Source organism: Jannaschia formosa, assembly GCF_003340555.1.
Classification (GTDB): domain Bacteria; phylum Pseudomonadota; class Alphaproteobacteria; order Rhodobacterales; family Rhodobacteraceae; genus Jannaschia; species Jannaschia formosa.
Map to the genome: position 1 here is coordinate 24,839 of NZ_QPLJ01000021.1, position 24,975 is coordinate 49,813.

A 24,975-nucleotide genomic window follows, 5' to 3' on the forward strand; every position below is an offset into this window, starting at 1 on the left:
AGGAGCCGTCATGCCCAAAGCCTACTGGATCGCCCATGTGACCGTCACCGATCCGGACCCCTACGCGCTCTATGCCAAGGGCGCGACCGAGGTCTTCGCCGCGCATGGGGCCCGCGTGCTGGCACGCGGCGGCCGCGTCGTCGGGCTGGAGGGCGAGAGCCGCCCGCGCAACGTCGTGATCGAGTTCGACAGCCTCGAGGCGGCGCAGGCCTGCTACGACTCCGCCGAGTACCAGGCGGCGCGCAAGCACCGGATCGGCGCCGGGGACGCGCAGATCATCCTGCTGGAAGGCGCGGACTGAGGCGACGGACGTCCGACGCGGATCACCCGCTGGTCACCCCTGCGTCACCCGTGGCTTGCCGGCCCTCGCGGCGGGCGCTACGCCTTCGCAATGACCGACATGCCCGCCCCGCCCGAACCCAGCCTCATCCGCATCGCCCGCGGCAGCGGCGAGCCCGCGAAGGCCGAACCGCTGGAGCTCGGCCCCCGCGTGCGCGACCTGCGCAAGGCCCGCGGCTGGACGCTGGAGCAGGCCGCGCAGCAGGCCGGGCTCGCCCGCTCGACCCTGTCGAAGATCGAGAACGGGCAGATGTCGCCGACCTACGACGCCCTGAAGAAGCTGGCCACGGGGCTGGAGATCGGCGTCCCGCAACTCTTTACGCCGCCTAAGAAAGATCAGGTCACCGGGCGCCGTGCCATCACCCGCGCGGGCGAGGGCCAGGCCCATCCCACCGCCACCTACGAGCACGAGTTGCTGGCCGGCGCGCTGACGACCAAGCGCATGCTGCCCTACCGCGCCCGCATCCGCGCCCGCTCCTTCGAGGAGTTCGACGGCTGGGTCCGCCACGACGGAGAGGAGTTCCTGCTGGTCCTGACCGGCACGATCCGCCTGCTGACCGAGTTCTACGAACCCGTCGACATGAAGCGCGGCGACAGCGCCTATTACGACGCCTCGATGGGCCACAACGTCGTCAGCACCTCGCCCGAAGACGCCACGATCCTCTGGGTCACCTGCCTCGACTGACCGCGCCCGCGCCCGGGCCGCTTCCCCGTCTGCCGCAAGAACAGGCAGGTGCCGCACCCTTGACCGGCGCGCGGTTCCTCCGCTTGACTTCGATCCGGGGCCCGAGAGCGCCCGGAAATTTTACCAGTTGATAAAAATTCCGGACCTGACACTCTGCTCCGATACGAACGGGGAGACTGAACCATGACCGAAGCGTTCCGCCAGGGCGGCATCCTGCCCGGGCGCCTGGGGCCCGAGGACCTTTCCCGGAACTTCTCGGACCTGCATGCGGCCTTCGACCGGCACGAGGCGACGGTCGCCGCAGACCGCTGCTACTTCTGCCACGACGCGCCCTGCGTCACCGCCTGCCCGACCTCCATCGACATCCCGCTCTTCATCCGCCAGATCCAGACCGGCATGCCCGAGGCCGCGGCGAAGACGATCTTCGACCAGAACATCCTCGGCGGCATGTGCGCCCGCGTCTGCCCGACCGAGACTCTCTGCGAGGAAGCCTGCGTGCGCGAGGCGGCGGAAGGCAAGCCGGTCGAGATCGGCCGCCTGCAACGCTACGCGACCGACAGCATGATGGCCGCCGGGGAGCATCCCTACACCCGCGCCGCCCCCACCGGAAAGCGCGTGGCCGTCGTCGGGGCCGGGCCTGCGGGGCTGGCCTGCGCGCATCGTCTCGCGATGCATGGCCATGACGTGACCATGTTCGACGCCCGGCCGAAGCCCGGCGGGCTCAACGAATACGGCATCGCGCAATACAAGGCGCCGGGGGGCTTCGCTCAGGCCGAGGTCGACTGGCTGCTGAAGATCGGCGGCATCACCGTCGAGACCGGCCGCGCCATCGGCGCCGGGCTCACCCTGCCCGCCCTGCGCGAGGAGTTCGACGCGGTCTTCCTCGGCATCGGCCTCGCCGGCGTCGGCGCGCTGGGGCTCGAAGGCGAGGACATGACCGGCTGCGAGAATGCCGTCGACTTCATCGCCACCCTGCGCCAGACCGAGGACCTGACGACGCTGCCCATCGGCCGCCATGTCGTCGTGATCGGCGGCGGCATGACCGCAGTGGACGCCGCCGTGCAGTCGAAGCTCCTGGGCGCGCAATCCGTGACCATCGCCTACCGGCGCGAACAGTCCCGGATGCCGGCCAGCCGCTACGAGCAGGACCTCGCCGCGACCCATGGCGTGCAGATCCTGACCCATGTCGTCCCTGTCGCGCTGCGGGGCGACGCCCAGCTCCGCGAGATCGAGCTGGCCTATGTCGACGGCGACATGAAGCCGACGGGCGAGACCGTCACCCTTAAGGCCGACCAGGTCTTCCGCGCCATCGGTCAGAAAATGGAGGCGGTCGAAGGTCTGGCCGTCGAGGGCGGCAAGATCGCGATCACCGGCGCCGGCCGCACCTCTGTCGAGGGCGTCTGGGCAGGGGGCGACTGTGCCACGGGCGGCGAGGACCTGACCGTCACCGCCGTCGCGGAGGGCCGCGACGCGGCCGAGGACATCCACGCCGCGCTCACCGCCTAGGGGGCCTCGCCATGCCCCCCGCCGCGGCGCGCGCCACAGATCAACAGAGGAGGCTTCCATGGCCGACCTGACCACCGACTTCGTGGGCATCAAGTCCCCCAACCCGTTCTGGCTGGCCTCGGCGCCGCCGACCGACAAGGAATACAACGTCCGCCGCGCCTTCGAGGCGGGCTGGGGCGGCGTCGTCTGGAAGACGCTGGGCGCCGAGGGTCCGCCGGTCGTCAACGTCAACGGCCCGCGCTACGGCGCGGTCTATGGCGCCGACCGGCGGCTGCTGGGGCTCAACAACATCGAGCTCATCACCGACCGCCCCCTCGAGGTGAACCTGCGCGAGATCAAGCAGGTCAAGCGCGACTACCCCGACCGCGCCATGGTCGTCTCGATCATGGTCCCCTGCGAGGAGGAGGCGTGGAAGGCGATCCTGCCCCGCGTCGAGGAGACCGGCGCCGACGGGATCGAACTGAACTTCGGCTGCCCCCACGGCATGTCCGAGCGCGGCATGGGCTCGGCCGTGGGCCAGGTGCCGGAATACATCGAGATGGTCACCCGCTGGTGCAAGCAGTACACGCGGATGCCCGTCATCGTGAAGCTGACCCCCAACATCACCGACATCCGCAAGCCCGCCGCCGCGGCGCATCGCGGGGGCGCGGACGCGGTCAGCCTCATCAACACGATCAACTCCATCACCAATGTCGATCTCGACCTCTTCGCGCCCGAGCCGACCATCGACGGCAAGGGCTCGCATGGCGGCTATTGCGGCCCGGCGGTGAAGCCCATCGCGCTCAGCATGGTGTCCGAGATCGCCCGCGCCCCCGAGACCCGTGGCCTGCCCATCAGCGGCATCGGCGGCGTCACCACCTGGCGCGACGCGGCGGAGTTCATGGCGCTGGGCGCCGGCAACGTGCAGGTCTGCACGGCGGCCATGACCTACGGCTTCGGCATCGTGAAGGAGCTGACGGCGGGCCTCTCGCGCTATCTCGACGAGAAGGGCATGACGCTCGGGGACCTGACGGGCCGCGCGGTGCCGAACGTCACCGACTGGCAGCACCTGAACCTCGAATACGTCACCAAGGCGCGGATCGACCAGGATCTCTGCATCAAGTGCGGCCGCTGCTACGCCGCCTGCGAGGACACCTCGCACCAGGCGATCGGCATGTCCCCCGACCGCACCTTCGAGGTGATCGACGCCGAATGCGTGGCCTGCAACCTCTGCGTCGATGTCTGCCCCGTCGAGGACTGCATCACCATGGAGCGGCTCGCTCCCGGCACGGTCGATCCGCGCACCGGCCGGACCGTCCGCGCCGAGCCGGCCGACTGGACGACCCATCCCAACAACCCGGGCTCGCCCAACTACGTGCCCGCCGGCCAGACCGCGATGGTGAGCGAACCGGCCGAGTGACCCGGCGGAGAAGGCGCCGCCCCCGAAAGGCGGCGCCTCTTCCTGCGACCGATCGTGAAAAAGTCAGGCCGCGCCGCCCGCGCGATCCGTCGGATGCAGGCGCAGAATCCCACGGAAACCATGGCATCTTTCCCGCGCCGCGCCTGCGAGATGGCCGCTCGGCATACCACGGCATCCCGTTAAGTCTCTAATTTCCTTTGATTTTTTCATCTCTCCTCGCTATCGACACCGGGGGAGGCGGATCGTCATGTTCAACTCGAAGCACGAAGGCGAGGCGCGCAGGTCGGCGCCGAAACTGCGCGAGGCCGCCGCGAGGCGATGCTCGCCCATCCGGACGGGACGCGCCGCCGCCGCGCCGCGGCCGGCCCGGAGGATGGCGCGATGACCGTGCTGTCGGGCATGCGTGTGGTCGAGGGCTCCGCCTTCGTGGCCGTTCCGCTGGCGGGCATGACCCTGGCGCAGATGGGCGCCGAGGTGATCCGCTTCGACCGCATCGGCGGCGGGCTCGATGCCGGGCGCTGGCCGCTGGCCCCGACCGGGCGCAGCCTGTTCTGGCAGGGCATGAACAAGGGCAAGAAGTCCATCGCGGTCGACATGACGTCGCCCGAGGGGCGCGAGGTCGTCACCCGGATCATCACCGCCCCCGGCCCCGATGCCGGGCTGTTCCTGACCAACCTGCGCGTGCGCGGCTGGATGGATCACGAGACGCTGCGCGCCCATCGCGACGACCTGATCATGGTGACGCTGACCGGCGATCGCCACGGGCGGCCGCAGGTCGACTACACGGTGAACCCGGCGCTCGGCGTGCCGCACATGACCGGGCCCGAGGATCACCCCGACCCCGTTGCCCATGCCCTGCCGGCCTGGGACCTGATCGCGGGGAACCTGTGCGTCTCGGCCCTGCTCGCCGCCGAGCGGCACCGGCTGCGCGGTGGCGGCGGGCAGGAGGTCGAGATCGCGCTGAAGGACGTCGCCGCCGCGACGCTGGGCCATCTCGGCCTGATCGCCGACGCGGCGCTGAACGGCACCGACCGGGCCAAGGCGGGCAACGCGCTCTATGGCGCCTACGGGCAGGACTTCCTCTGCGCCGACGGACGCCGGGTGATGGTGATCGGCCTCACCCACCGGCAATGGCGCGGGCTGATTGCGGCGACCGGCACCGGCGAGGCGATGGCGGCGCTCGGCGCGCGGCTGGGCGTCTCGCTCGACGACGAGGGCGCGCGCTGGCGCCATCGCAAGGAGATCACCGCGATCCTCGCCCCCTGGTTCGCCGCCCGCCGCGTGCCGGAGTTCGAGGCCGACTTCAACGCCCGCGGCCTGACCTGGTCCGAATTCCGGTCGATGCGCGAGGCGCTCGACCACGATCCGGACCTCGGCCCCGACAACCCGCTCTTCTCGCAGCGGGTCCATCCCGGGACCGGCGCCTACCTCACGCCCGCCCACCCGGCCGCCTTCGGCGCCGTCCCGCGCATGGCCCCCGGGGTCGCGCCCGAGCTCGGTGCCGATACCGAGCAGATCCTGGCCGAGGTCGCGGGCCTCGACAGCGGAGAGATCGGGCGCCTCTTCGACCGGGGCATCGTCGCCGCACCGGGCGCGCGGGCGCGGCTTCCTGCGGCCTGACGCGAGGGGTCAGGCCGTCAGGACGCGCCGGAAATGCGTCTCCAGGTGCCGCTCCGCCTCGGCCCAGGGGTCGCGGCGCGCGCCCAGCACCGCCTGAACCTGCGTCTCGAAATCGGCATAGTGCTGGGTCAGCGCCCAGACCGAGAAGATCAGGTGATGCGGGTCCGAGGGCGCCAGCCGACCCGCCTCCATCCAGCCCCGGATCACCGCGGAATGCTCGTCGACCAGCGCCCGCAACTGCCCCGACAGCGCGTCGCCCATGACCGGCGCGCCGCGCAGGATCTCCCCGGCGAAGAGCCGGCTCTCGCGCGGGAAGTCGCGGGCCAGCGCCAGCTTGCGCCGGACATAGCCCAGCATCTCCTCCAGCGGCTCGCCCTCCGGGTCGATGGCGCGCAGCGGGTCGAGCCAGGTCTCCAGCAGGTGGTCGAGCAGGGCGCGATAGATCGCCTCCTTGCTCTTGAAGTAGTAAAGCAGGTTGGGCTTCGACAGGCCGGCCGCGCCGGCGATTCCGTCCAGCGTCGCACCGGTGAAGCCCTCGGCCGAGAAGGCGTCCAGCGCCGCGTCCAGGATCAGCGCCCGGTTTCTGATCTGGATGCGCGTCGCGCTCTCGTCCTGCGGCATCGGCCCTCCCTGCGCCCCCGAAGCGCTTTGGCAACCCATACCCGCCGGTCCCCGGTTGACAAGCCCGGTTTCCCCTCGCCGCGCCCGGCGCCTTCGCGCGGCGGTTGACTGCCCCCCGCCCGGTGGTAGCGTCTGACCGGACGGTCAAATCCTGCGGGGGAACGAGATGGCGGCCACGCCCGGACAGAACATGCGCGTCGATGCCGATCGGCTGTGGGACAGCCTGATGGAGATGGCGAAGATCGGCCCCGGCGTGGCCGGCGGCAACAATCGCCAGACCCTCACCGATGCCGATGCCGAGGGCCGCGCGCTGTTCCGCTCCTGGTGCGAGGCGGCGGGGCTGACCATGGGGCTCGACAAGCTCGGCAACATGTTCGCGCGCCGCGAGGGGACGGAGGATCTGCCCGCCGTCTATGTCGGCTCCCACCTCGACACCCAGCCGACGGGCGGCAAGTATGACGGCGTGCTCGGCGTGCTGGCCGGGCTGGAGCTGATCCGCACGCTCGACGACCTGAACGTCCGCACCCGCCATCCCATCGTCGTCACCAACTGGACGAACGAGGAAGGCACCCGCTTCGCCCCCGCCATGCTGGCCTCGGGCGTCTTCGCCGGCGTGCATGAGCAGGCCTGGGCCGAGGACAAGCGCGACGCGGAAGGAAAGCGCTTCGGCGACGAACTCGACCGCATCGGCTGGCGCGGCGACGAGGAGGTCGGCGCCCGCCGCGACGACATGCGCGCCTTCTTCGAGCTGCATATCGAGCAGGGCCCGATCCTCGAGGCCGAGGGCAAGGACATCGGCGTCGTCACCCACGGGCAGGGCCTGAGCTGGACGCAGGTCACGGTGACGGGCAAGGAGAGCCATACCGGATCGACCCCCATGCCGATGCGCAGGAACGCCGGGCTCGCCATGGCGCGCATCCTGGAGAAGGTCGACGAGATCGCGCTGGCCCACGCGCCCCATGCCGTCGGCGCCGCGGGCCATATCGATATCTACCCGAACTCGCGCAACGTCATTCCAGGCAAGGCGGTCTTCACCGTCGACCTCCGCTCGCCCGACCTTGCCGTCATCGAGGAGATGGAGGGCCAGATGCGCGCCGCCGCGCAGAAGATCGTCGACGAGATGGGCCTGACCGTCGAGTTCGAGAAGACCGGCGGCTTCGACCCCGTCACCTTCGACGAGGGCTGCGTGAGTGCCGTGCGCTCCGCCGCCGAGCGGCTGGGCTACAGCCATCGCAACATCATCTCCGGCGCGGGCCACGACGCATGCTGGATCAACCGCGTCTGCCCCACGGCGATGATCATGACGCCGTGCGTCGACGGCCTCAGCCACAACGAGGCCGAGGAGATCACGAAGGACTGGGCCCGCGCCGGCGCCGACGTCCTGCTGCACGCGGTGGTCGAGACGGCGGAGGTTGTTACGTGAGATGGGCAGCGCTAGCTTTGGATCATGGCGGATACCGGTGAAAAGGTCACGAACGAGCTTCTCCTTGAGTATCTCAAGGCGATCCAGGGAACACTGGCACGCCATACCGAGGAGCTTCGGGAAATCCGCGAGAGGCTCGGGACGCTCGAGATGCAATACGCGAATCTCGCCCGCCGGGTGGACCGGATGGACGATCGCATCAGTCGGATCGAGACCCGCCTCGGCCTCGTCGAAGGCTAGCGCCGCACGGGGGGCCAAGCCATGACCCCCGGCTCCCTCCCCCGCAAGGTCGCCATCTTCGCCGCGATCTTCTTCGTCGTGAACCTCGCCTTCGACGCCTACCGGGCCGGGGGCGTCACGCCCGGCGCCGTGACCTCGGCGATCTTCGTCACGATCGTCGCCACCGTCGTCTATGTCGTCTACCTGCGCTGGCGTGCCCGCCGCGACGAGGAGTGATCCCATGGTGACCCGCCCCACCCCCACCGAAGCCGAGCTTCGCGTCGACCTCGCGGCCTGCCTGCGCCTCGCCGCGCGCGCGGGCTGGAACGAGGCCGTGGCCAACCACTTCTCGGCCGCCGTCTCCGAGGACGGCCGGAAGTTCCTCGTCAACCCGCGGTGGAAGCATTTCAGCCGGGTCAGGGCCTCGGACCTGCTGCTGGTCGACGCCGACGACCCCTCGACCATGAACCGCCCCGACGCGCCCGACCCGACCGCCTGGAACATCCACGGCGCGCTCCACCGCCGCCTGCCGCAGGCCCGCGTCGCGCTGCACCTGCACCCGCCCTACCTGACGGCGCTGGCGGGGCTGCAGGACCCGCGCATCCTGCCCATCGACCAGACCACCGCGCGCTGGCACAACCGCCTCGCCTACGACCTGAGCTTCGGCGGCATCGCCCATGACAGCGAGGAAGGCGAGCGCATCGCCGCCACCTTCGGCAACCACGAGGCGGTGCTGATGGGCAACCACGGCGCGACGACCATCGGCCCCTCGGCCGCCGAGGCCTTCGACGCCATGTACCATCTGGAGCGCGCGGCCCGCACGATGGTCCTCGCCCTTTCCACCGGGCGTCCGCTCGCCGTCATGGAGGAGCCGCTGGCCGAGACCACCGCCCAGGGGTGGGAGACGGACCGCAGCGAACGCCACGCCCATTTCGCCGAGATGAAGGCCATTCTCGACGCCGAGGACCCCTCCTATGCGCACTAGCCTCGTCCTTGTCCTGCTGCTCGCCGCCTGCACGACGCCGCAGCGCCCGCCCCCGGTCGACCGTCCGGATCTCTACGTCACGACCGACGCGCCGGTCCCCTTCGCCGTCCGGCAGCTACTGCCGCGCGGGGTGATCCCGTCCGACGTCCGCGTCCGCGACAACTGCTACGGCTACGCCGCCGGCGGCACCGTCTATCCCGTCCTCGTCCCGCGCAGCGGGCAATACTGCATCTGAAGGAGCCATCCCCATGCGCCTCGCCTTGCTGACCCTCGCCCTTCTGGGACTGACCGCCTGCATCCAGCCCGATGCCGACGAGGCCCCGGCCCCGCCGCCCCAGACCCTCGAAGGCCCCGCCGGCCTCGCCCTCTTCCAGCGCTGAGGAGCCGCGCCCATGTCCAAGGTCATCAAGAACGGCACCATCGTCACCGCCGACCGCCAGTGGAAGGCCGACGTCCTGATCGAGGGCGAGAAGATCGCCCAGATCGGCGAGAACCTGAAAGGCGACGAGACAATCGACGCCACCGACGCCTATGTCATCCCCGGCGGCATCGACCCGCATACCCATCTGGAAATGCCCTTCATGGGCACGACGGCGGCCGAGACCTTCGAGTCCGGCACCTTCGCCGCCGCCGCCGGCGGGACCACGATGCTGGTCGATTTCGTGCTGCCGGGTGAGGACGGCTCCCTGCTCCGCGCCGTCGACGACTGGGACCGCAAGTCGAAGGACCAGATCTGCACCGACATCTCCTACCACATGGCGATCACCGGCTGGAACGAGACCATCTTCCACGAGATGGAGGCGGTCGTGAAGGAGCGGGGGATCAACACCTTCAAGCACTTCATGGCCTACAAGGGCGCGCTGATGGTCGAGGACGACGAGATGTTCGCCTCCTTCCGCCGCTGCGCCGAACTGGGCGCCCTGCCGCTGGTCCATGCCGAGAACGGCGACGTCGTGGCCGCGCTGCAGGAAAAATACATGGCCGAGGGCATCACCGGCCCCGAGGGCCATGCCTATTCCCGCCCGCCGGAGGTCGAGGGCGAGGCCGCCAACCGCGCCATCATGATCGCCGATGCGGCCGGGACGCCGCTCTACATCGTCCACGTCTCCTGCGAGCAGGCGCACGAGGCCATCCGCCGCGCCCGCCAGAAGGGGATGCGCGTCTATGGCGAGCCGCTGATCCAGCACCTCACGCTCGACGAATCCGAGTATTTCGAGAAGGACTGGCAATATGCCGCCCGCCGCGTCATGTCCCCGCCCTTCCGCTCGAAGGAGCATCAGGACGGGCTCTGGGCCGGCCTCGCCGCAGGGAGCTTGCAGGTCGTCGCCACCGACCACGCCGCCTTCTCGGACGAGCAGAAGCGCATGGGCGTGAACGACTTCACCCGCATCCCGAACGGCACCGGCGGCCTGGAGGAGCGGATGGCGATGCTCTGGACCAAGGGCGTCGAGACCGGCCGTCTGACGCCAGAGGAATTCGTCGCGGTGACGTCGAGCAACATCGCCAGGATCCTCAACATCTACCCGACGAAGGGCGGCATCAACGTGGGCGGCGACGCCGACGTGGTGGTCTGGGACCCGTCCATCCACCGCACCGTCTCGGTCAGCACGCAGAAGTCGATCATCGACTACAACGTCTTCGAGGGCATGGAGCTGAAGGCGGCGCCGAGATACACCCTCAGCCGCGGCGAGGTCATCTGGGCTCACGGCCAGAACAGCCAGCCCCAGCCCGGCCGCGGGAGGTTCGTCCCACGCCCCGCCTTCGCCTCGGCCTCGAAGGCGCTGTCGAAGTGGAAGTCGCTGAACACGCCGCGGAAGATCGAGCGCGACCCGATGAACATTCCGGCGGGGGTATAGAACGCGCAGCCCGGCTCGCGCCGATCATGCGGCGGGTGGACAGTACCGTGCCCACCCGCCCCTCCGCGCAGTCGGCCCGCCGCATTTGCAAGCCGCCACCGATGGGTTCCGGACAGCGTGACCGCCTCCCTGCCCCATCCGGCTACGCCTGACCGCCTTGCTGTCCTCGGCCGACGGGGCGCGCGTCTGCTGGGCCGTCACCTCTCCCCAGACCGGTATGCACCTCGATGACGTCGCGACGAAGCCGCAAGACAGGGGAAGCCCTCCACCCGATTGCAGACACCGATCCGGGGGCCAGCGCCCGCGCGACCTCGGTCGTCCCGCGGGCGCGCCGTACGTCCCCGTCAGCCGGGCACCAACGCCTCCAATTCCGGCAACAACTCCACACTCTCCTGCTCGTGCGGATCGGTCCGAGCGATGATCGCGACCGCCTCCTCGGTGCCGGGGTTGAACGGCAGGTGCGGCACGTCGGCGGGGATGTAGATCAAATCGCCCGCGCCCATCACCATGCGATGCTCGAGCCGGTCGCCCCAGTACATCTCCGCGCTCCCCGAGATGACGTAGATCGCGGTCTCGTGCGTCCTGTGCCGGTGCGCCCGGGCGCGCCCGCCCGGCGGCACGCGCAGCAGGTGCATGCAGAGCGCCTCGGCCCCGACCGTCTCGCGCGCGATGCCCGCGAGGTAGCTGAAGCCCTGCCTGCCCTCGTAGCTCGTCTCGGCACGGACCTTGCGGCACTCCTTCGACATTCCCGACCTCCCTCGGCGGCACGCGATGCACGGTGCTGCCAGAATAGCAGGAACCCGCCCGCCGGTCGCACAGGAAAACGCGGCCCGCGGCAGACGTGACACCCGTGGCCACGACCGCGCGCGCGACGTAGAGCTTTGTCATGGCCCTCCCCCTCCGCCTCGCCGCCCTGACCTACGCCAACGCGCTGCTCGTCTACGGCGCCGTCACCTTCCCCGAGACCGGCACCCTGCTCGCAGCCGCGCAGAAGGTCGCGACCAGCCTCTGGTGGCTCCTCCCCCTCGCCACGCCCTTCGCGCTCCTCTTCGCCCTTGCCGGCGCCCCGCTCGTCCGCGCGACCCTCGCCCGCACGGCGCATCTCCCGACGCTCGTCTCGGGCACCCTCGCCACGCTGGCCTTCCTGATCCCCGCCGCCGCGCTGGTCGAAGCGGCCCTCGCCGCGCGCGACGGCCTGTCCCCGGCCCGCTTCCTCCTCCAGATCGGCGGAGGCCTGGCCCTCGCCGCCCTCTGGGCCCTGCTCAGAGGCCGGTAGCCAGCACCAGCTCCGTCCGCGCCGCCGCCTCGCGCACCCGCTTGGCGTCGGTATAGCCCTGCGACTCGTAGAAGACCCGCGCCGCCTCCGGGCTGTCGAACTCGACCACGATGACGACGCCGGTGCCCGACCCCTCCCGCACGTCCGGAGAGGGGTCGCGGACGAGGACCCGGCCACCATGCTCCTTGATGACCGGCCCCGACATCCGCTTGAACTCCTCGAACCCGTCCGCATCGTGCACATCGATGCGGGCGACGACGTATCCTTTGGGCATTGCAGCCTCCCTCGCTTCTTCACGGCCCGACCCTAGCACATCGCGTGCGCATCGCCTTGGCCTTCCCTGAACCCGCCGCTAGGCTCCCGCCAGCGATCCCCGGACCCGAAGGAAGCAGATGCCCGACCCCGTCATCCGCGCCGATCATCTCGACCTCACCTTCCAGACCGGCGACGGCCCCGTCCATGCACTCAGCGACGTGACGCTCGACGTGGCCGAGGGAGAGTTCGTCTCCTTCATCGGCCCCTCGGGCTGCGGCAAGACCACCTTCCTGCGCTGCGTCGCGGCACTCGAACAGCCGACCGGCGGCAGCCTCACCGTCAACGGCCAGACCCCGGACGAGGCCCGCCGCGCCCGCGCCTATGGCTACGTCTTCCAGGCCGCCGGGCTCTATCCCTGGCGCACCATCGGCAAGAACGTGACCCTGCCGCTGGAGATCATGGGCTATTCCCGCGCCGACCGCGCCCGCCGCCGCGACGAGGTGCTGGCCCTGGTCGAGCTCGACAAGTTCGCCAACAAGTATCCGTGGCAGCTGTCGGGCGGCATGCAGCAGCGCGCCTCCATCGCCCGGGCCCTCGCCTTCGACGCGCCGGTCCTGCTGATGGACGAGCCCTTCGGCGCCCTCGACGAGATCGTCCGCGACCGCCTCAACGAAGAGCTTCTGGCGCTCTGGGCGCGCACCAACAAGACGACCCTCTTCGTCACCCATTCCATCCCCGAGGCGGTCTATCTCTCGACCCGGATCGTCGTCATGTCCCCCCGCCCCGGCCGCATCACCGACGTGATCGACTCGCCGCTGCCGAAGGACCGCCCCCTCGACATCCGCGACACGCCCGAGTTCCTGGCCGTCGCCCACCGCGTCCGCGAGGGGCTGCGCGCGGGGATGGAGGCGGCGTGATCCGCGCCGCCGCCCCCTCCGACGCCGACGCCTGCGCCGCGATCCTGAACGACTGGATCGACGCGACGCCCTGGATGCCGCGCGTCCATTCCCGTGCCGCCGTCACGGCCCACTACCGCGACCGCGTCCTGCCCACCTGCCGCGTCTGGGTCAGTGACGATCCGGTCACTGGCTTCCTCGCGCTGGACGAGGCCGAAGGCTGCGTCACCGCGCTCTACCTCGCCCCCGAGGCCCGGGGCCGGGGGCACGGCGCGGCGCTGCTGAGGCAGGCGAAACGGGATCGCGCAGCACTCCACCTCTGGACCTTCGAGGCCAACGACCGCGCCCGCCGCTTCTACGAGGTGAACGGTTTCGCGGAAGAGGCGCGCAGCGACGGCGACAACGAGGAAGGTCTTCCCGACATCCGCTACGGCTGGACCGCATGAGCCGGACCACCCGCATTATCGTCGAACTCGCCTCCATCGCCGTCGCGATCTGGTTCCTGGTCTCGCCGGGTTTCGCCGACATGCCCGCCAAGCGCATCCTCGACGCCATTGCCTTCGTCGTGATCGGCCTGTCGCTCTGGCGCCTCCTCAAGCTCTGGAAGGCTCGATGATCCTGCGCCGCGCCACCGCCGAAGATGCCCCCGCCTGCGCGGCGATCGTCCGCCGCTGGCTGGATGCCTGCGACTGGATGCCCGCCGGCCCGTCGGAGGCGGAGCTGACGGAAATCATGCGCGACGGCTTCCCCAAGCGCGAGGCCTATATCGCGGAGGACGGCGAAATCCTCGGCTATCTCTCTCTCGACCCCGGCAGCGACCATATCCGCGGCCTCTATGTCGCCCGCCCCGGCGAGGGGGTCGGCAAGGCGCTGGTCGACCGGGCGAAGCAGGGTCGCGACCGGCTGACGCTGAACACCCACATGCCGAACGCGGCGGCGCACCGCTTCTACGAGCGCGAGGGCTTCGTCACCCTAGAGCGCGACATCTCCGGCGCGGATGGCGTGGCAGAGCAGAGGATGGAGTGGCGGCGATGATCCTCCTTTCGATGGGCACGCGGGGCGCGACGCAGGCCGCGTCGCGGGTGACGGTCACCGGCTCTCCGGCTCGTGCCGCCGGATCACCCTGCACGACAGGAAGTGAACAGCGGGTTAACGCCCCGCCGATCCCAGGGTCGAAGACGCCAAGCCACGAACCCGCTCCGGGCATGCGCTTGCGGCCCGGGCAGACGCACGCCCCGAGGCTGCGCCAGTTCCGCACCGAGAAGCGCCTTCGGCGCCTCTCCGCGACACCGCCCCCCATCGCAAGGTCGCGACGACGCGACACCCACCCCCTCCCCGATCACAGACCGAGGTCCGGATGACCGACATCACCGCTCCCGGCGCCGCCATCGGCCGCACGCCGCTCCTGTTCCGGATCGCCCATGCCGCGGGTCCGATCCTCGCCGTCGTCGCCGGGCTGATCGCCTTCTGGTATCTCGCCTGCATCCCGATGAACGCCGCGCAATCCGCGCTGGAGGCGGAGCGGGCGGGCGCCGAACTGACCACGACCGCCGCCGACCGCCGCACGATGTCCGGCCTCGCCGTCGCCTTCGAGCACCCCACCGAGGCCGTGGCCCACGCCTTCGTGCAGGAGCGTCCGCGCCTGCCCGCCCCCCATCAGGTCATGGTCGAGCTCTGGGACACGACCGTCGGCCAGGACCCGACCTCCCGCCGCAGCCTCGTCTTCCATGCCGGGATAACCCTCGGCCCCACTCTGCTCGGCTTCGCCATCGGCAGCGGCCTCGGCATCCTGCTCGCCATCGGCATCGTCCACAGCCGCGTCATGGACCTGAGCGTCATGCCCTGGGCCATCGCCTCCCAGACCATCCCGATCCTCGCCATCGCGCCGATGATCATCGTGGTGCTGAACTCGGTGGGGGTGCAGGGCCTGATCCCGAAGGCGATCATCTCGGCCTATCTCAGCTTCTTCCCCGTCACCGTCGGCATGGTGAAGGGCCTCCGCGCGCCGTCCCAGTCGGACCTCGACCTGATGCGCACCTGGAACGCGAGCGCGCTGCGCACCCTCGTCTCGCTGCGCCTGCCGTCGTCGCTCCCCTATCTCTTCGCCTCGCTCAAGATCGCCATCGCCGCAGCCCTCGTCGGCGCCATCATCGGAGAGCTTCCGACCGGCGCCGTCCGCGGCCTCGGCGCCCGTCTTCTCGCGGGCAGCTACTACGGCCAGACGGTGCAGATCTGGTCGGCCCTGTTTGGCGCCGCCATCGTCGCCGCCGGCCTGGTGGCGCTCGTCACGGGGATCGAGCGGCTGACGCTCCGCCGCATGGGGCTTGCACGATGACCCGGACGGATCGAAGCTGGCTCGTCTGGATCCTCCTCGGGGCGCTGCTCTTCGCGGGCGCGGCGCTCTGGCTCGGCCCGGTCGCGCTGGCGCTCGTCGTCTGGCTCGCCCTCTGGGGCCTCAACACGGTCGTCGCGGGGCGTGGCGGGGCACGCTTCCTCGCCCCGGTCCTCTTTGGCGTGACCCTCCTCATCCTCTGGGAGCTCACGGTCCGCCTGCTGGAGGTGCCGACCGTCATCCTCCCCGCCCCGAGCCAGATCGCGCAGGCCTTCGCCGCCAACACGCCCACCCTCTGGGCCGACTTCGTCCAGACCGTGCTGAAGGGCGCGCTGACCGGCTGGCTCATCGGCTGCGCGGCGGGCATCGCGACGGCGGTGCTCGTCGCCCGCTCCGACTTCCTGAGACGCGGCCTCCTCCCGGTCGGCAACTTCATGGCCGCGCTCCCCATCGTCGGGACCGCGCCGATCCTCGTGATGTGGTTCGGCTTCGGCTGGGAATCGAAGGCCGCCGTGGTCGTCGTGATGGTCTTCTTCCCGGTCCTCGTGAACACGGTGGCGGGCCTTGCCGACACGCAGGCGATGCAGCGCGACCTGATGCGCACCTACGGCGCCTCTCCGGTGCAGACCCTGCGCTACCTCGCGCTGCCCTCGGCGCTGCCCTTCGTCTTCAACGGGCTCAAGATCGCGACGACGCTCGCCCTGATCGGCGCCATCGTCGCCGAATTCTTCGGCAGCCCGACGGTCGGCATGGGCTTTCGCATCTCGACCGAGGTCGGCCGCTTGAACCTTCCGATGGTGTGGGCCTCCATCACCGTCGCCGCCCTGGCGGGCAGCCTCAGCTACGGGCTCATCGCCCTGCTTGAGGCGCGCCTGACCTTCTGGCACCCTTCCCAGCGAGCGCGCCGCTGAAAAGGCGCGCCGTCCCAACAGGAGAGACCATGAAGAACCTGCTCACCGCCACCGCGCTCGCGCTGGCCACCGCCTTTCCGCTGGCCGCCGCGGCCCAGGACAACGAGGTCACGCTGCAGCTGCAATGGGTCACCCAGGCCCAGTTCGCCGGCTACTACGTCGCGCTCGACCAGGGCTTCTACGAGGAGGAGGGGCTCGACGTCACCATCCTGCCCGGCGGCCCCGACATCGCGCCGCCCCAGGTGCTGGCCGGCGGCGGCGCCGACGCGATGCTCAACTGGATGCCCTCCGCCCTCAGCGCGCGCGAGAAGGGCCTGCCGGTCGTCAACATCGCCCAGCCCTTCAAGTCGTCGGGCCTGATGCTGACCTGCTGGAAGGACACCGGCATCACATCGGTCGAGGACTTCCGCGGCCGGACCATCGGCGTCTGGTTCTTCGGCAACGAGTTCCCGTTCCTGTCGTGGATGGCCCAGGAAGGCATCCCGACCGATGGCGGAGAGGAGGGCGTGACGGTCCTCAAGCAGGGCTTCAACGTCGATCCGCTGCTGCAGCGCCAGGCCGACTGCATCTCGACCATGACCTACAACGAATACGGCCAGGTGCTCGACGCGGGCGTCCGCCCGGATGAGCTCGTGACCTTCAAGTACGAGGACATGGGCGTCGCCACGCTGGAAGACGGCATCTGGGTGCTCGAAGAGAATCTCGAGGACCCGGCCTTCGTCGAGAAGATGGTGAAGTTCGTCCGCGCCTCGATGAAGGGCTGGAAATGGGCCGAGGAGAACCCGGAGGAAGCCGCCGAGATCGTGCTCGAATACGACGAGACCGGCGCCCAGTCCGAGTCGCACCAGAAGCGTATGATGGAAGAGATCGCGAAGCTGACCGCGGGCTCCAACGGCGCACTCGACGAGGCCGACTACCAGCGCACGGTCGACACCCTGCTCGCCGGCGGGTCCGACCCGGTCATCTCGAAGCAGCCCGAGGGCGCATGGACCGCGGTGATCACGGATCAGGCGCTGAACTGAGGGAAACGGGGGGCGGCTTGAGAGGGCCGCCCCCCAGCCATAACGACGTGGGCCTTCATCCTCAACGATTACGGCCCACTGGACACGCAACTTCCACAACAAGATTTGGCGGACCAACGGGATGATACTCGGTCCCAATTATTTTCACCTCCGACACTGCAATGGCAGACCGATTTGTTGTCCTGATCGAGCCGGTCCACACATGCCCCGGGGGGATTTTCAAGCCGCCAAGAGAAACAACAAGACGACTGGCCTCGCCTTTCCGCACCATTGCAATTCCACGGCCCTCAAAGACTACCCCAGAAAATTGCTCGTCTAGTTCTAGCTTGTCTCCACAAATCTCGATGCTTGCCGGTAGCCTTATTGTGTGTCGAACCAGCACTGCGTAGCTCTTCAGCACCGACCGCTTGACACCATAATTACAAAACATAGGGGAGCCGGAACGGTCGAACACCTCAACCGAGAAGTCCTTCACCGTTTCGGCGGACAGTTGAGGGGAGAGTCGCATCGATACGGAATAGATAAGTTCAGCTAGCCATTGAACTAGCCTTGGGCTACTGATTTCTGCTTCCAAAGTCTCTTTCTCGATGTGTCGATTTGCCTCTAAACGAAGAACCATCGCGCTGAAGCAAACCATATCAAGCTCAAACTCCCAAGCTTGACCCCAAGACGCTATTTCGGCATCGCTTATATCACAAGCTGTTCGAAGTATTATTCCCTTCGCCTTGGCCTTTTCGACCGCGGTATCTCGAAATCCGCTGCTTGAGACACCGATCATCAGATCGCACCCTAAGCTGTCCCTTCTTCCGATCAGAGATTCAATCCATGTTACATCTTGAGGCCGCTTGTAGTCTCGGCACTCGACAAAGATTCTCTTTTCATTTTGCAGGATCAATATATCCACTTGGCGAAGCTGACCTGTGTCGGGATCTGGAATGTGGTGATCCCAGATGGTTACATCATCATTTGAGCCGATAAGATTTAGGACGCGCGCAACAAACTGCTCGAAGCCCCTTGACTTGCTTGTCATTGGAAGGCCTAATTTAAATATGTTCTGCTTTACATTGGACAAAAAGCTCACGGGCGGCAAGTGCTGCAAGCATAAGACAATGACAATCCACCACTCATCAAGCTTGACCCACTACACGCCGTAGACCACCCACCCGGCCCCCCGCCCCCTGAAGCCCGTCACTATGCACGAGGCCAGGACCCGCCTCTCCCGCCTCGTCGACACAGCCGCCAAGGGCGAGCCCTTCGTCATCGCCCGCGCCGGGCGCCCGCTGGTCAAGGTCACGCCTCTCACCGCCGAGACGACCTCGCCCCGCATCGGCTTCCTCCCGGACGCCGCGATCCCCGACGGTTTCGACACCATGAGCGCGGCCACGATCCGCAGCACCTGCGGGACCCGAGCGCCGCGCCCCGCCGCCCGTCATCGCCGGGCCTGACCCGGCGACCCACCCGACGGCCGGCCCTCTCCGTGGATCACCGGGGCACGCCCGACGACGCCCCGCGCCCGCAGGGCGGGCATCCCGATGCCCCTCACTCCTTCCCCATCGCCCGCTCCCAGGCCGCGACCGCCTCGTCGGCCGAGGGCTTGGGCTTGCCCATCCACTCCTCGCGGTAGCGCTGCGACAGGTCCTCGCCTTCCAGCAGCCCCGCCAGCCGCGCCCGAACGAAGGCGCCCAGCACCGCGTTCATGCGCGGGCCCATCCCGGTGCCCATCGACCGGAACAGCCGGTAGACGTCCTCGTCCACATAGAGGCTGACCTTGCGCTTGCGGCTGCCCCGCTCCTGCCAGAGGCGGCGCCACTCCTCGGGGATCATCCCCTCGCGCGTGGCCCGGTGGCCGAGGTCCCACTGGAACCGGTCCATGATCGCCCAGAGCTCCTGCCGGGCCTGCTGCTTCGTCGCCATCGCGTCCTCCCGCATCTCGCAGGCTTTCTCGGGCGGAGCGCCTAAGAGAAGGTTAACGCCGGACGTCCGACCGGGATCACCCGTCCGTCACCCGTGGATCACCCGTGAAATCGGCCCTCGCCCCTCCCCCGGCGTCATTCCGCCGCGCCCCCAGATTTCCTCTATCGTTTCTCGCGTCCCGGGTGTATCGGGGCCCCGCCACGTGCGCATTTCGGCTGCCCTGATCCTTACGACTCGGTCTGCGATATTACGACCACGAGCCACACTGCCGCATGAGCGGGCAGGACCACTACAAGGAGATACGGCATGGCCACTGGCACCGTAAAATGGTTCAACACCACCAAAGGCTTCGGCTTCATCGCGCCTGATTCGGGCGGCAAGGACGTCTTCGTCCACATCTCCGCTGTCGAGCGCGCCGGCATGACCGGCCTCGCCGACAACCAGAAGGTGTCCTTCGATCTCGAGAAGGGCCGCGACGGCCGCGAGAGCGCGATCAACATCGCCGCTCTCTGAGCTCAAGCCACGACCGGAAACGCCTGTAATCGCGGGCGTTTCCAACTGCACCTCCCGGTTTGCCCCCGGCCGCGTCCCGTGCGACGGTCCGCGTCGAACCGGAAGGCCCAGATGACCCCGACGATCCTCGCCATCGCCTGCGTGCGCAACGAGGCCCTGCACATGCGGCGGCTCATCGAAGGCCTGCGCGACGACGGCATCGCGCTGACGATCCTCGACAACGGCTCCACCGACGGCACGCGCGAGATCGCGGAATGCTATCTCGGCTCGGGCGTCGTGCGGATCGCCGACCTGCCCTGGACGGGCGCCTTTTCCCTGTCGGAACAGCTGCGTGCGAAGTCGGCCCTCGTCGCCGAGGCGCGCGAGGACTGGATCGTGCACATCGACGCCGACGAGTGGCTGCATCCGCCCGAACCGGGCAGGACCCTCGCCCAGGGCATCGCCGAGGCCGACGCGCGGGGCGCCAATTGCGTGAACTTCGAGGAATTCGTCTTCCTGCCCCGACCGGGCCGGGACCACGCGCATGAAGGCTATGCCGGCGAGATGCGCGACTACTACTATTTTCGCCCGAGACATCCGAGACTTGTGCGGGCCTGGAAGCGCACGGCGGGGCTCACCAATCTCGCGACCGGGGGCCACACCCTGCGTGGCGGCGCGGTCCGGCGCCACGCGACCGACTTCGTGCTGCGCCACTACATCGCGCTGAGCGAAGCGCATGCCCGCGGAAAATACCTCGGACGGGTCTTCGCCGATGAGGACCTGGCCCGCGGCTGGCATGCCAGGCGGCGGGGGATCACCGCGGAACTGCTGAGCTTCCGCGACAGTCCCACGCTCCGGACCCTGCCGACTCCGGCCTCGCGCGACTTCGACCGCAGCGAACCGAGCCGCAGGCATTTCTGGGAGTGGTGAGGCCCGTCAGACCTCCGCGGCGGCCGGCCGATCCGACCTAGGCCGCGGGCGCGGTGGCGAAGGGCAGATGTCCGGTCTTGGCCCAGACCGTCGCGCCCTCGCCGCCCGCCTCCGCCCGCAGCGGCACTCCCTCGGGAAGGCGCAGCCAGCCCTGCGGACCCATCCGCTCCTCGCCCACCGCGAGCGCGCCGGAGAGCACCAGCAGCTCGATCCCGCCCGGCGCGTCCACCCAAAGCGCCGCGCCCGGGTCAAGCCGGTGGTATCGCACCTCCTCCCGCGGGTCCGCGTGCAGCAGCGCCGAGGCGACGCCGTCCACTGGCGCGTCCAGCTCCGCCTCCATGTCCTTGCGGAGCTGCGTCCGGTCGGACGGGTCGAACTGCCACAGCTTCACGAAGATCGTGCAGCCCGAGGCCGAGCCGGGCGTGTGCGACGAGGTCGGCGGATTGCGCACATAGGTGCCCGCCGGGTAGTCGCCATGCTCGTCCTGGAAGGTGCCGTCGAGGACGATGAACTCCTCCCCTCCGGCATGGGTATGGGACGAGAAATGGCTGCCCGGGGCATAGCGCACGATGGTCGTGGCCCGCGCCACCTCGCCGCCGATCCGGTCCAGCATCCGCCGGTCGACGCCCTTCATGGGCGACGCCTGCCAGTCCAGCCGGTCCGCATGCACGAGGACGGGCGCGCAGAAGTCTGCATTCAGTTCCATCGGAGCCTCCGGGATCGGGTCGCGCCCGGACGGATGACATGGCGCGGCGGCGTGGTCCACGCCTGCGCGGTCAGGGTATCGTGAACTCCAGGCTGTCGGTCACGGGGACCCCGTCCGACAGGTAGGGCCGATGGTCGTGGGCGTTGAGCGCGACGGTCAGCCGGTAGTTGCCGGGCGGCAAGCTGCCCACGCCCATGGTCGCGGCATAGGCGCGGCCCAGCTTCAGGCCGTTCAGGTAGACATGGGCGTGGCCCTCGCCGGGAACATGGGGCGTGCCCTCGGGCACCTCGCGGAAGGTGATGCCCGTCGTCTGGAGCGCGATCGCGAAGCCGTCCGGACCGGTGCCGTTCGGCGCGCTGAGCGCGACGGTCGGCGCCGGATCGGCCTCCAGCCCCGGCATCGCGCCGTGATCCATCGCCTGCGCCTCCGAAAGGCGGACGCGCGTCGACAGCGCCCCGCCCCCCTCGAAGAGCAGGGTGAGCGGCACCAGCGTCCCCGGCGCCTCGTCGCTCGACAGCATCGCGTGCGCGCCGTCCATCGCCAGCTGCGCCTCGTCCCCGCCGGGCAGGACCACGGCGAGGCCCGGCGCGGCCGGGTTGGCGAAGGCCGCGCCCTCTCCGCGCACGCCGAGCAGCCGATCGGGCGGCCCCTCGTTGCGCATCGTCAGCCCGACCGTCCAGACGCCGGGCTGCCCCGCGACCGGCACCGCCACCGCGTCGAGCAGCGCGATCTGCGGCGCGCGCGCCAGCGTCAGCCAGCCGACCGCCGCCAGCACGGCGGCGAGCGCGGCGAGAAGTAGGACCCGGATCATCGCTTGCTCCCGTGCAGGAGGTCGGGACTATGCTACGCCCATGGGCCGGTTTGGAAAGACGCTTCTCTGCCTCGCGCTGGTCCCGGGCGAGGCCGCGGCCCACGCGGCGGAACAGGGCTTCGTGCTGCTGCTGCCGACCGACATCTACGGCGCGGCGGGCACGGCGACGGTGGCCGCCTCGATGCTGCTGATGGCGCTGGTGCCCGGGCGGCTGGCGATCGGCATGTTCCGCCCCCTGCGCCTGTCGCGCACCGGGGGCGGCCCGTCGACGGCGACGTCGCTCGCCTCGACCCTCGTCTTCCTGACCCTCGTCGCCATCGGCCTCGCCGGGCCGACCGACCCGCAGATCAACCTGATGCCGCTCGCGCTCTGGACGGTCTGGTGGATGGCGCTGCTGGTGGTGCAGGGCCTGTTCTTCGACGTCTGGCGCTGGGTCGAGCCGTGGTCCGGGCTCTGGCGCCTGCTCGCCGTGCCGCCGCCCCTGCGCCTGCCGGAACGGCTGGGGGCCTGGCCGGCGGTGGCCCTGTTTCTCTGCTTCCAGGCCTTCGTCCTCGTCGACCCGGCGCCCAACGATCCCGCCCGGCTCGCCACCGTGGCGCTGGCCTACTGGGCCTTCACCTTCGCCGGGATGCTGGCCTTCGGGCGCGATTGGCTGACGAGGGTCGAGTTCGTCACGGTCCTCTTCGACCTCGTCGGCCGGTTGCGCGCCTGGCACCGCCCTGGCCTCGGCCTGCCCGGCTGGGCCGCGCTGGAGGCGCCGCCAGACGGCGCCCGCGCCGTCCTCTGCCTCGCGATCCTCGCCACCGGCAGCTTCGACGGCCTGTCGGAAACCTTCTGGTGGCTCGCCCGGCTGGGCCTCAACCCGCTGGAGTTTCCCGGCCGCTCCGCCGTCCTCCTGCCGAACCTGCTCGGCCTCGCCGCAGCGGTCGCGGCCCTCGTCGCAGTCTTCGCCGCCTCGATACGGCTCGGCACCTGGCTCGCCGCCCGCCGAGGCGTCCGGGTGCCCTTCGCCCCCGCCTTCGACGCCTTCGCCATCGCGATCCTGCCGATCGGGCTGGGCTATCACCTCGCCCATTACCTCGTGACCTTCCTCGTGCAGGGGCAATACGTGCTGGCTGCGCTGGCCGACCCCTTCGCGCGGGGCTGGGCGCTGCCGCCCTTCGACGCGGTCCGCATCCGAACCGGCTTCCTCGCCAGCCCCGGGCCGGTCCGGACCATCTGGCTCACGCAGGCGGGCGCCGTGGTCGCGTCGCATGTGCTGTCGGTGCTGATGGCCCACCGGATCGCGGCGCGGCTGGCGCCCGGCGGCCGGGGCATGCTCGCGCTGCAAGCGGGACTGGCGGGACTGATGATTTTCTACACGATCTTCGGGTTGTGGCTGCTGGCCTCGCCGCGCGGGACCTGAGCGTCAGAAACCGCTAGACAGGTGCGGTCCGGCGCCCACACACTCCGCCCGACAGGACCAGGGGGACACGTCATGACGACCATGCCGAAGATCGACCGCCGCAGCGCACTGCTGGGCCTCGGCGCCTCTGCCGGGGCGCTGGCCGTCGGCACCCGCTTCACCCACGCGCAATCTACCGCGCCGATCCGCATCGGCTTCCAGAAGCACGCGACCGGCATCGGCGCCGCCTATGGCCGCTGGTACGACGCCACCACCCAGGCCGCCGTCGCCCGCATCAACGAGATGGGCGGGATCAATGGCCGCCCGGTCGAGATCATCACCGAGGATGATGGCACCGACCCCAAGCGTGGCGCCGAGGTGCTGGAGAAGTTCGCCAGCCAGCACGAATGCGACGTGGCCTTCGGCACGCTCTATTCCCATGTCGTCATCGGCTCCGCCCCCCGCGCGGGCGAGTTGAAGCTGCCCTATTTCGTGGTCTCCGAGGGCCATCACGTGGCGTCGGGCATGCTGAACCGCTACACGCTCCAGCCCGGCATCACCGACGTGAAGAGTCAGGTGCAGTCGATGGCGCCCTTCGTCGGCGCGAACCTCGGCAAGAAGGTCGCGATGATCTACCCGGACTTCGCCTTCGGCCACGATCACCGCGACTATTTCTCGGCCGCCATCGAGGCCGAGGGCGGCGAGGTCGTCGCCAAGATCGCCATCCCGCCGACCGAGACCAGCTTCACCCGCTACTTCCCCCAGATCCCGCGCGAGACCGAGGTGGTCTATCACGTCATGGTCGGCCCCGCCGTCCTGACCTTCGTCAAGGAGATGGGAGAGTTCTTCGGCCCCTCCCGCCCCGAGATCTTCGGTTTCATCGACAGCCTTGAGGCGGTGGCCATCGACAGCCCCGGCCTCGAATTCCTCGAAGGCACCTATTTCTGGGAGGGCAATCCCCGCTACGCCCAGGAGAACCAGACCGAATGGGATGCAGCCTACCGCGACGCCGTCGGCGTGGACGAGACCGGCGCCTCGGTCGACGACGCCCGCGACGTCTCGACCTATGCCCACATGTTCGGCTGCTGGGAAACGCTGAACGTCATCAAGGCCGGGATGGAGGCCTCGGGCTACCAGGGCCCCGCCGACCGCCCGGCGCTGATCGAGGCGGTCGAGGCGATGTCCGAGATGCCGGAAGGCATGGACCACCCGCAGGGCCCGAAGCTCTTCAACGGCAGGACGCACCAGGTCTTCGGCCAGCAGTTCATCAGCCAGGTTCGGGACGGGAAGCTGGTCGTCGCGCACACGGCCTCCATCGAGGACGGGATGTACGAGGACGAGGTGGACTACACGATGCAACCGTTCTGAGCGACGTGCCCTCCCCATTCTTCCG

32 protein-coding genes are annotated in these 24,975 nt (G+C 69.4%); 25 read left to right on the forward strand and 7 right to left on the reverse strand.

Annotated elements, in window-relative coordinates:
* Window positions 1–10 precede the first annotated feature (10 nt).
* From DR046_RS17415 to DR046_RS17435, 5 genes are all read left to right on the forward strand, one after another.
* Complete coding sequence (locus tag DR046_RS17415) at window positions 11–301, forward strand: DUF1330 domain-containing protein (RefSeq protein WP_115383656.1); 291 nt, start codon at window positions 11–13, stop codon at window positions 299–301.
* Window positions 302–391: 90 nt separating this feature from the next.
* Window positions 392–1,024 (forward strand): helix-turn-helix domain-containing protein, encoded by a 633-nt coding sequence (locus tag DR046_RS17420; RefSeq protein WP_115383657.1) that lies wholly within the window; start codon window positions 392–394, stop codon window positions 1,022–1,024.
* A gap of 183 nt (window positions 1,025–1,207) precedes the next feature.
* The gene (locus DR046_RS17425) at window positions 1,208–2,530 is read left to right on the forward strand and encodes an NAD(P)-dependent oxidoreductase (RefSeq protein WP_115383658.1); all 1,323 of its coding nucleotides are present in this window, start codon (window positions 1,208–1,210) and stop codon (window positions 2,528–2,530) included.
* Window positions 2,531–2,588: 58 nt separating this feature from the next.
* Window positions 2,589–3,929 carry an NAD-dependent dihydropyrimidine dehydrogenase subunit PreA gene (gene preA, locus DR046_RS17430; RefSeq protein WP_115383659.1) on the forward strand — a complete coding sequence of 447 codons (1,341 nt, stop codon included), beginning with the start codon at window positions 2,589–2,591 and terminating at the stop codon, window positions 3,927–3,929.
* A gap of 381 nt (window positions 3,930–4,310) precedes the next feature.
* Window positions 4,311–5,549 (forward strand): CoA transferase, encoded by a 1,239-nt coding sequence (locus DR046_RS17435; protein WP_245190993.1) that lies wholly within the window; start codon window positions 4,311–4,313, stop codon window positions 5,547–5,549.
* Between the two features lie 9 nt (window positions 5,550–5,558).
* Here the strand turns inward: DR046_RS17435 and DR046_RS17440 are convergent, their stop codons facing one another.
* On the reverse strand, window positions 5,559–6,170 hold the full coding sequence (locus tag DR046_RS17440; protein ID WP_115383660.1) for a TetR family transcriptional regulator C-terminal domain-containing protein: 612 nt from the start codon (window positions 6,168–6,170) through the stop codon (window positions 5,559–5,561).
* 166 nt (window positions 6,171–6,336) lie between these two features.
* Here DR046_RS17440 and DR046_RS17445 point away from each other — a divergent pair, with 166 nt between their 5' ends.
* Genes DR046_RS17445 through hydA form a run of 7 tightly spaced genes read left to right on the forward strand, consistent with a single transcriptional unit; the run spans window position 6,337 to window position 10,653 of the window.
* On the forward strand, window positions 6,337–7,593 hold the full coding sequence (locus tag DR046_RS17445; RefSeq protein ID WP_115383661.1) for a Zn-dependent hydrolase: 1,257 nt from the start codon (window positions 6,337–6,339) through the stop codon (window positions 7,591–7,593).
* Between the two features lie 24 nt (window positions 7,594–7,617).
* Window positions 7,618–7,833, forward strand: coding sequence for a hypothetical protein (locus DR046_RS17450; protein WP_115383662.1), 216 nt, complete (start codon window positions 7,618–7,620; stop codon window positions 7,831–7,833).
* Window positions 7,834–7,854: 21 nt separating this feature from the next.
* Window positions 7,855–8,049, forward strand: a complete 195-nt coding sequence (locus tag DR046_RS17455) for a hypothetical protein (RefSeq protein ID WP_115383663.1) — start codon at window positions 7,855–7,857, stop codon at window positions 8,047–8,049.
* Between the two features lie 4 nt (window positions 8,050–8,053).
* On the forward strand, window positions 8,054–8,797 hold the full coding sequence (locus DR046_RS17460) for a class II aldolase/adducin family protein (RefSeq protein ID WP_115383664.1): 744 nt from the start codon (window positions 8,054–8,056) through the stop codon (window positions 8,795–8,797).
* The gene (locus DR046_RS17465; RefSeq protein ID WP_115383665.1) at window positions 8,787–9,032 is read left to right on the forward strand and encodes a hypothetical protein; all 246 of its coding nucleotides are present in this window, start codon (window positions 8,787–8,789) and stop codon (window positions 9,030–9,032) included. Before DR046_RS17460 ends, DR046_RS17465 begins: the two co-directional genes overlap by 11 nt.
* A 13-nt stretch (window positions 9,033–9,045) precedes the next feature.
* On the forward strand, window positions 9,046–9,177 hold the full coding sequence (locus DR046_RS24695; protein ID WP_280652853.1) for a hypothetical protein: 132 nt from the start codon (window positions 9,046–9,048) through the stop codon (window positions 9,175–9,177).
* A 12-nt stretch (window positions 9,178–9,189) separates the two neighbouring features.
* On the forward strand, window positions 9,190–10,653 hold the full coding sequence (hydA, locus tag DR046_RS17470) for a dihydropyrimidinase (RefSeq protein ID WP_115383666.1): 1,464 nt from the start codon (window positions 9,190–9,192) through the stop codon (window positions 10,651–10,653).
* A 344-nt stretch (window positions 10,654–10,997) separates the two neighbouring features.
* On the opposite strand, the gene DR046_RS17475 is transcribed toward hydA, so the two are convergent.
* Window positions 10,998–11,399, reverse strand: a complete 402-nt coding sequence (locus DR046_RS17475; protein WP_115383667.1) for a cupin domain-containing protein — start codon at window positions 11,397–11,399, stop codon at window positions 10,998–11,000.
* Between the two features lie 140 nt (window positions 11,400–11,539).
* Between DR046_RS17475 and DR046_RS17480 the strand changes: the two genes are divergently transcribed.
* A complete protein-coding gene (locus DR046_RS17480) occupies window positions 11,540–11,929 on the forward strand; it encodes a hypothetical protein (protein ID WP_115383668.1) in 390 nt (129 codons plus the stop codon).
* Here DR046_RS17480 and DR046_RS17485 read toward each other — a convergent pair.
* Entirely contained in the window at window positions 11,916–12,203 is a 288-nt protein-coding gene (locus DR046_RS17485; protein ID WP_115383669.1) for a DUF1330 domain-containing protein, read from the reverse strand. The two genes, DR046_RS17480 and DR046_RS17485, sit on opposite strands and share 14 nt — an antisense overlap.
* Window positions 12,204–12,321: 118 nt before the next feature.
* Between DR046_RS17485 and DR046_RS17490 the strand changes: the two genes are divergently transcribed.
* The 7 genes from DR046_RS17490 (at window position 12,322) to DR046_RS17515 (ending at window position 17,345) form a co-directional block, all read left to right on the forward strand.
* Window positions 12,322–13,101: an ABC transporter ATP-binding protein gene (locus DR046_RS17490; protein WP_115383670.1), complete on the forward strand. Its 780-nt coding sequence runs from the start codon at window positions 12,322–12,324 to the stop codon at window positions 13,099–13,101.
* A complete protein-coding gene (locus DR046_RS17495) occupies window positions 13,098–13,526 on the forward strand; it encodes a GNAT family N-acetyltransferase (RefSeq protein ID WP_245190990.1) in 429 nt (142 codons plus the stop codon). Before DR046_RS17490 ends, DR046_RS17495 begins: the two co-directional genes overlap by 4 nt.
* Entirely contained in the window at window positions 13,523–13,696 is a 174-nt protein-coding gene (locus DR046_RS23755; RefSeq protein ID WP_167767162.1) for a hypothetical protein, read from the forward strand. The genes DR046_RS17495 and DR046_RS23755 overlap by 4 nt, the downstream gene beginning before the upstream one ends.
* On the forward strand, window positions 13,693–14,115 hold the full coding sequence (locus tag DR046_RS17500) for a GNAT family N-acetyltransferase (RefSeq protein ID WP_115383671.1): 423 nt from the start codon (window positions 13,693–13,695) through the stop codon (window positions 14,113–14,115). The genes DR046_RS23755 and DR046_RS17500 overlap by 4 nt, the downstream gene beginning before the upstream one ends.
* A 322-nt stretch (window positions 14,116–14,437) precedes the next feature.
* Window positions 14,438–15,415, forward strand: a complete 978-nt coding sequence (locus DR046_RS17505) for an ABC transporter permease (protein ID WP_115383672.1) — start codon at window positions 14,438–14,440, stop codon at window positions 15,413–15,415.
* Window positions 15,412–16,323 (forward strand): ABC transporter permease, encoded by a 912-nt coding sequence (locus DR046_RS17510; protein WP_115383673.1) that lies wholly within the window; start codon window positions 15,412–15,414, stop codon window positions 16,321–16,323. The genes DR046_RS17505 and DR046_RS17510 overlap by 4 nt, the downstream gene beginning before the upstream one ends.
* 29 nt (window positions 16,324–16,352) lie before the next feature.
* Window positions 16,353–17,345, forward strand: a complete 993-nt coding sequence (locus DR046_RS17515) for an ABC transporter substrate-binding protein (protein WP_115383674.1) — start codon at window positions 16,353–16,355, stop codon at window positions 17,343–17,345.
* A 61-nt stretch (window positions 17,346–17,406) separates the two neighbouring features.
* On the opposite strand, the gene DR046_RS17520 is transcribed toward DR046_RS17515, so the two are convergent.
* On the reverse strand, window positions 17,407–18,426 hold the full coding sequence (locus DR046_RS17520; protein ID WP_135227326.1) for a restriction endonuclease: 1,020 nt from the start codon (window positions 18,424–18,426) through the stop codon (window positions 17,407–17,409).
* Between the two features lie 112 nt (window positions 18,427–18,538).
* Between DR046_RS17520 and DR046_RS17525 the strand changes: the two genes are divergently transcribed.
* On the forward strand, window positions 18,539–18,790 hold the full coding sequence (locus DR046_RS17525; protein WP_209313610.1) for a type II toxin-antitoxin system Phd/YefM family antitoxin: 252 nt from the start codon (window positions 18,539–18,541) through the stop codon (window positions 18,788–18,790).
* Between the two features lie 94 nt (window positions 18,791–18,884).
* Here the strand turns inward: DR046_RS17525 and DR046_RS17530 are convergent, their stop codons facing one another.
* Window positions 18,885–19,259, reverse strand: a complete 375-nt coding sequence (locus tag DR046_RS17530) for a BrnA antitoxin family protein (RefSeq protein WP_167767163.1) — start codon at window positions 19,257–19,259, stop codon at window positions 18,885–18,887.
* 306 nt (window positions 19,260–19,565) lie between these two features.
* Between DR046_RS17530 and DR046_RS17535 the strand changes: the two genes are divergently transcribed.
* On the forward strand, window positions 19,566–19,772 hold the full coding sequence (locus DR046_RS17535) for a cold-shock protein (RefSeq protein WP_115383678.1): 207 nt from the start codon (window positions 19,566–19,568) through the stop codon (window positions 19,770–19,772).
* A 111-nt stretch (window positions 19,773–19,883) separates the two neighbouring features.
* Window positions 19,884–20,681, forward strand: coding sequence for a glycosyltransferase (locus DR046_RS17540; RefSeq protein ID WP_115383679.1), 798 nt, complete (start codon window positions 19,884–19,886; stop codon window positions 20,679–20,681).
* Between the two features lie 37 nt (window positions 20,682–20,718).
* Here DR046_RS17540 and DR046_RS17545 read toward each other — a convergent pair whose 3' ends face one another.
* Window positions 20,719–21,387 carry a cupin domain-containing protein gene (locus DR046_RS17545; RefSeq protein WP_115383680.1) on the reverse strand — a complete coding sequence of 223 codons (669 nt, stop codon included), beginning with the start codon at window positions 21,385–21,387 and terminating at the stop codon, window positions 20,719–20,721.
* A gap of 70 nt (window positions 21,388–21,457) precedes the next feature.
* Entirely contained in the window at window positions 21,458–22,198 is a 741-nt protein-coding gene (locus DR046_RS17550) for a hypothetical protein (protein ID WP_115383681.1), read from the reverse strand.
* A 40-nt stretch (window positions 22,199–22,238) separates the two neighbouring features.
* Between DR046_RS17550 and DR046_RS17555 the strand changes: the two genes are divergently transcribed.
* Both DR046_RS17555 and DR046_RS17560 read left to right on the forward strand, forming a co-directional pair.
* Window positions 22,239–23,603 (forward strand): hypothetical protein, encoded by a 1,365-nt coding sequence (locus tag DR046_RS17555; RefSeq protein ID WP_115383682.1) that lies wholly within the window; start codon window positions 22,239–22,241, stop codon window positions 23,601–23,603.
* Between the two features lie 72 nt (window positions 23,604–23,675).
* Window positions 23,676–24,950: an ABC transporter substrate-binding protein gene (locus DR046_RS17560; protein WP_115383683.1), complete on the forward strand. Its 1,275-nt coding sequence runs from the start codon at window positions 23,676–23,678 to the stop codon at window positions 24,948–24,950.
* The last annotated feature ends 25 nt before the right edge of the window (window positions 24,951–24,975 follow it).

Bases quoted from the DNA above. Each gene is read 5' to 3' on its own strand.
- DR046_RS17415 (WP_115383656.1), top strand. From the start codon at position 11: ATGCCCAAAGCCTACTGGATCGCCCATGTGACCGTCACCGATCCGGAC.
- DR046_RS17420 (WP_115383657.1), top strand. From the start codon at position 392: ATGACCGACATGCCCGCCCCGCCCGAACCCAGCCTCATCCGCATCGCC.
- DR046_RS17425 (WP_115383658.1), top strand. From the start codon at position 1,208: ATGACCGAAGCGTTCCGCCAGGGCGGCATCCTGCCCGGGCGCCTGGGG.
- preA (WP_115383659.1), top strand. From the start codon at position 2,589: ATGGCCGACCTGACCACCGACTTCGTGGGCATCAAGTCCCCCAACCCG.
- DR046_RS17435 (WP_245190993.1), top strand. From the start codon at position 4,311: ATGACCGTGCTGTCGGGCATGCGTGTGGTCGAGGGCTCCGCCTTCGTG.
- DR046_RS17440 (WP_115383660.1), bottom strand. From the start codon at position 6,170: ATGCCGCAGGACGAGAGCGCGACGCGCATCCAGATCAGAAACCGGGCG.
- DR046_RS17445 (WP_115383661.1), top strand. From the start codon at position 6,337: ATGGCGGCCACGCCCGGACAGAACATGCGCGTCGATGCCGATCGGCTG.
- DR046_RS17450 (WP_115383662.1), top strand. From the start codon at position 7,618: ATGGCGGATACCGGTGAAAAGGTCACGAACGAGCTTCTCCTTGAGTAT.
- DR046_RS17455 (WP_115383663.1), top strand. From the start codon at position 7,855: ATGACCCCCGGCTCCCTCCCCCGCAAGGTCGCCATCTTCGCCGCGATC.
- DR046_RS17460 (WP_115383664.1), top strand. From the start codon at position 8,054: ATGGTGACCCGCCCCACCCCCACCGAAGCCGAGCTTCGCGTCGACCTC.
- DR046_RS17465 (WP_115383665.1), top strand. From the start codon at position 8,787: ATGCGCACTAGCCTCGTCCTTGTCCTGCTGCTCGCCGCCTGCACGACG.
- DR046_RS24695 (WP_280652853.1), top strand. From the start codon at position 9,046: ATGCGCCTCGCCTTGCTGACCCTCGCCCTTCTGGGACTGACCGCCTGC.
- hydA (WP_115383666.1), top strand. From the start codon at position 9,190: ATGTCCAAGGTCATCAAGAACGGCACCATCGTCACCGCCGACCGCCAG.
- DR046_RS17475 (WP_115383667.1), bottom strand. From the start codon at position 11,399: ATGTCGAAGGAGTGCCGCAAGGTCCGTGCCGAGACGAGCTACGAGGGC.
- DR046_RS17480 (WP_115383668.1), top strand. From the start codon at position 11,540: ATGGCCCTCCCCCTCCGCCTCGCCGCCCTGACCTACGCCAACGCGCTG.
- DR046_RS17485 (WP_115383669.1), bottom strand. From the start codon at position 12,203: ATGCCCAAAGGATACGTCGTCGCCCGCATCGATGTGCACGATGCGGAC.
- DR046_RS17490 (WP_115383670.1), top strand. From the start codon at position 12,322: ATGCCCGACCCCGTCATCCGCGCCGATCATCTCGACCTCACCTTCCAG.
- DR046_RS23755 (WP_167767162.1), top strand. From the start codon at position 13,523: ATGAGCCGGACCACCCGCATTATCGTCGAACTCGCCTCCATCGCCGTC.
- DR046_RS17500 (WP_115383671.1), top strand. From the start codon at position 13,693: ATGATCCTGCGCCGCGCCACCGCCGAAGATGCCCCCGCCTGCGCGGCG.
- DR046_RS17505 (WP_115383672.1), top strand. From the start codon at position 14,438: ATGACCGACATCACCGCTCCCGGCGCCGCCATCGGCCGCACGCCGCTC.
- DR046_RS17510 (WP_115383673.1), top strand. From the start codon at position 15,412: ATGACCCGGACGGATCGAAGCTGGCTCGTCTGGATCCTCCTCGGGGCG.
- DR046_RS17515 (WP_115383674.1), top strand. From the start codon at position 16,353: ATGAAGAACCTGCTCACCGCCACCGCGCTCGCGCTGGCCACCGCCTTT.
- DR046_RS17525 (WP_209313610.1), top strand. From the start codon at position 18,539: ATGCACGAGGCCAGGACCCGCCTCTCCCGCCTCGTCGACACAGCCGCC.
- DR046_RS17530 (WP_167767163.1), bottom strand. From the start codon at position 19,259: ATGGCGACGAAGCAGCAGGCCCGGCAGGAGCTCTGGGCGATCATGGAC.
- DR046_RS17535 (WP_115383678.1), top strand. From the start codon at position 19,566: ATGGCCACTGGCACCGTAAAATGGTTCAACACCACCAAAGGCTTCGGC.
- DR046_RS17540 (WP_115383679.1), top strand. From the start codon at position 19,884: ATGACCCCGACGATCCTCGCCATCGCCTGCGTGCGCAACGAGGCCCTG.
- DR046_RS17545 (WP_115383680.1), bottom strand. From the start codon at position 21,387: ATGGAACTGAATGCAGACTTCTGCGCGCCCGTCCTCGTGCATGCGGAC.
- DR046_RS17550 (WP_115383681.1), bottom strand. From the start codon at position 22,198: ATGATCCGGGTCCTACTTCTCGCCGCGCTCGCCGCCGTGCTGGCGGCG.
- DR046_RS17555 (WP_115383682.1), top strand. From the start codon at position 22,239: ATGGGCCGGTTTGGAAAGACGCTTCTCTGCCTCGCGCTGGTCCCGGGC.
- DR046_RS17560 (WP_115383683.1), top strand. From the start codon at position 23,676: ATGACGACCATGCCGAAGATCGACCGCCGCAGCGCACTGCTGGGCCTC.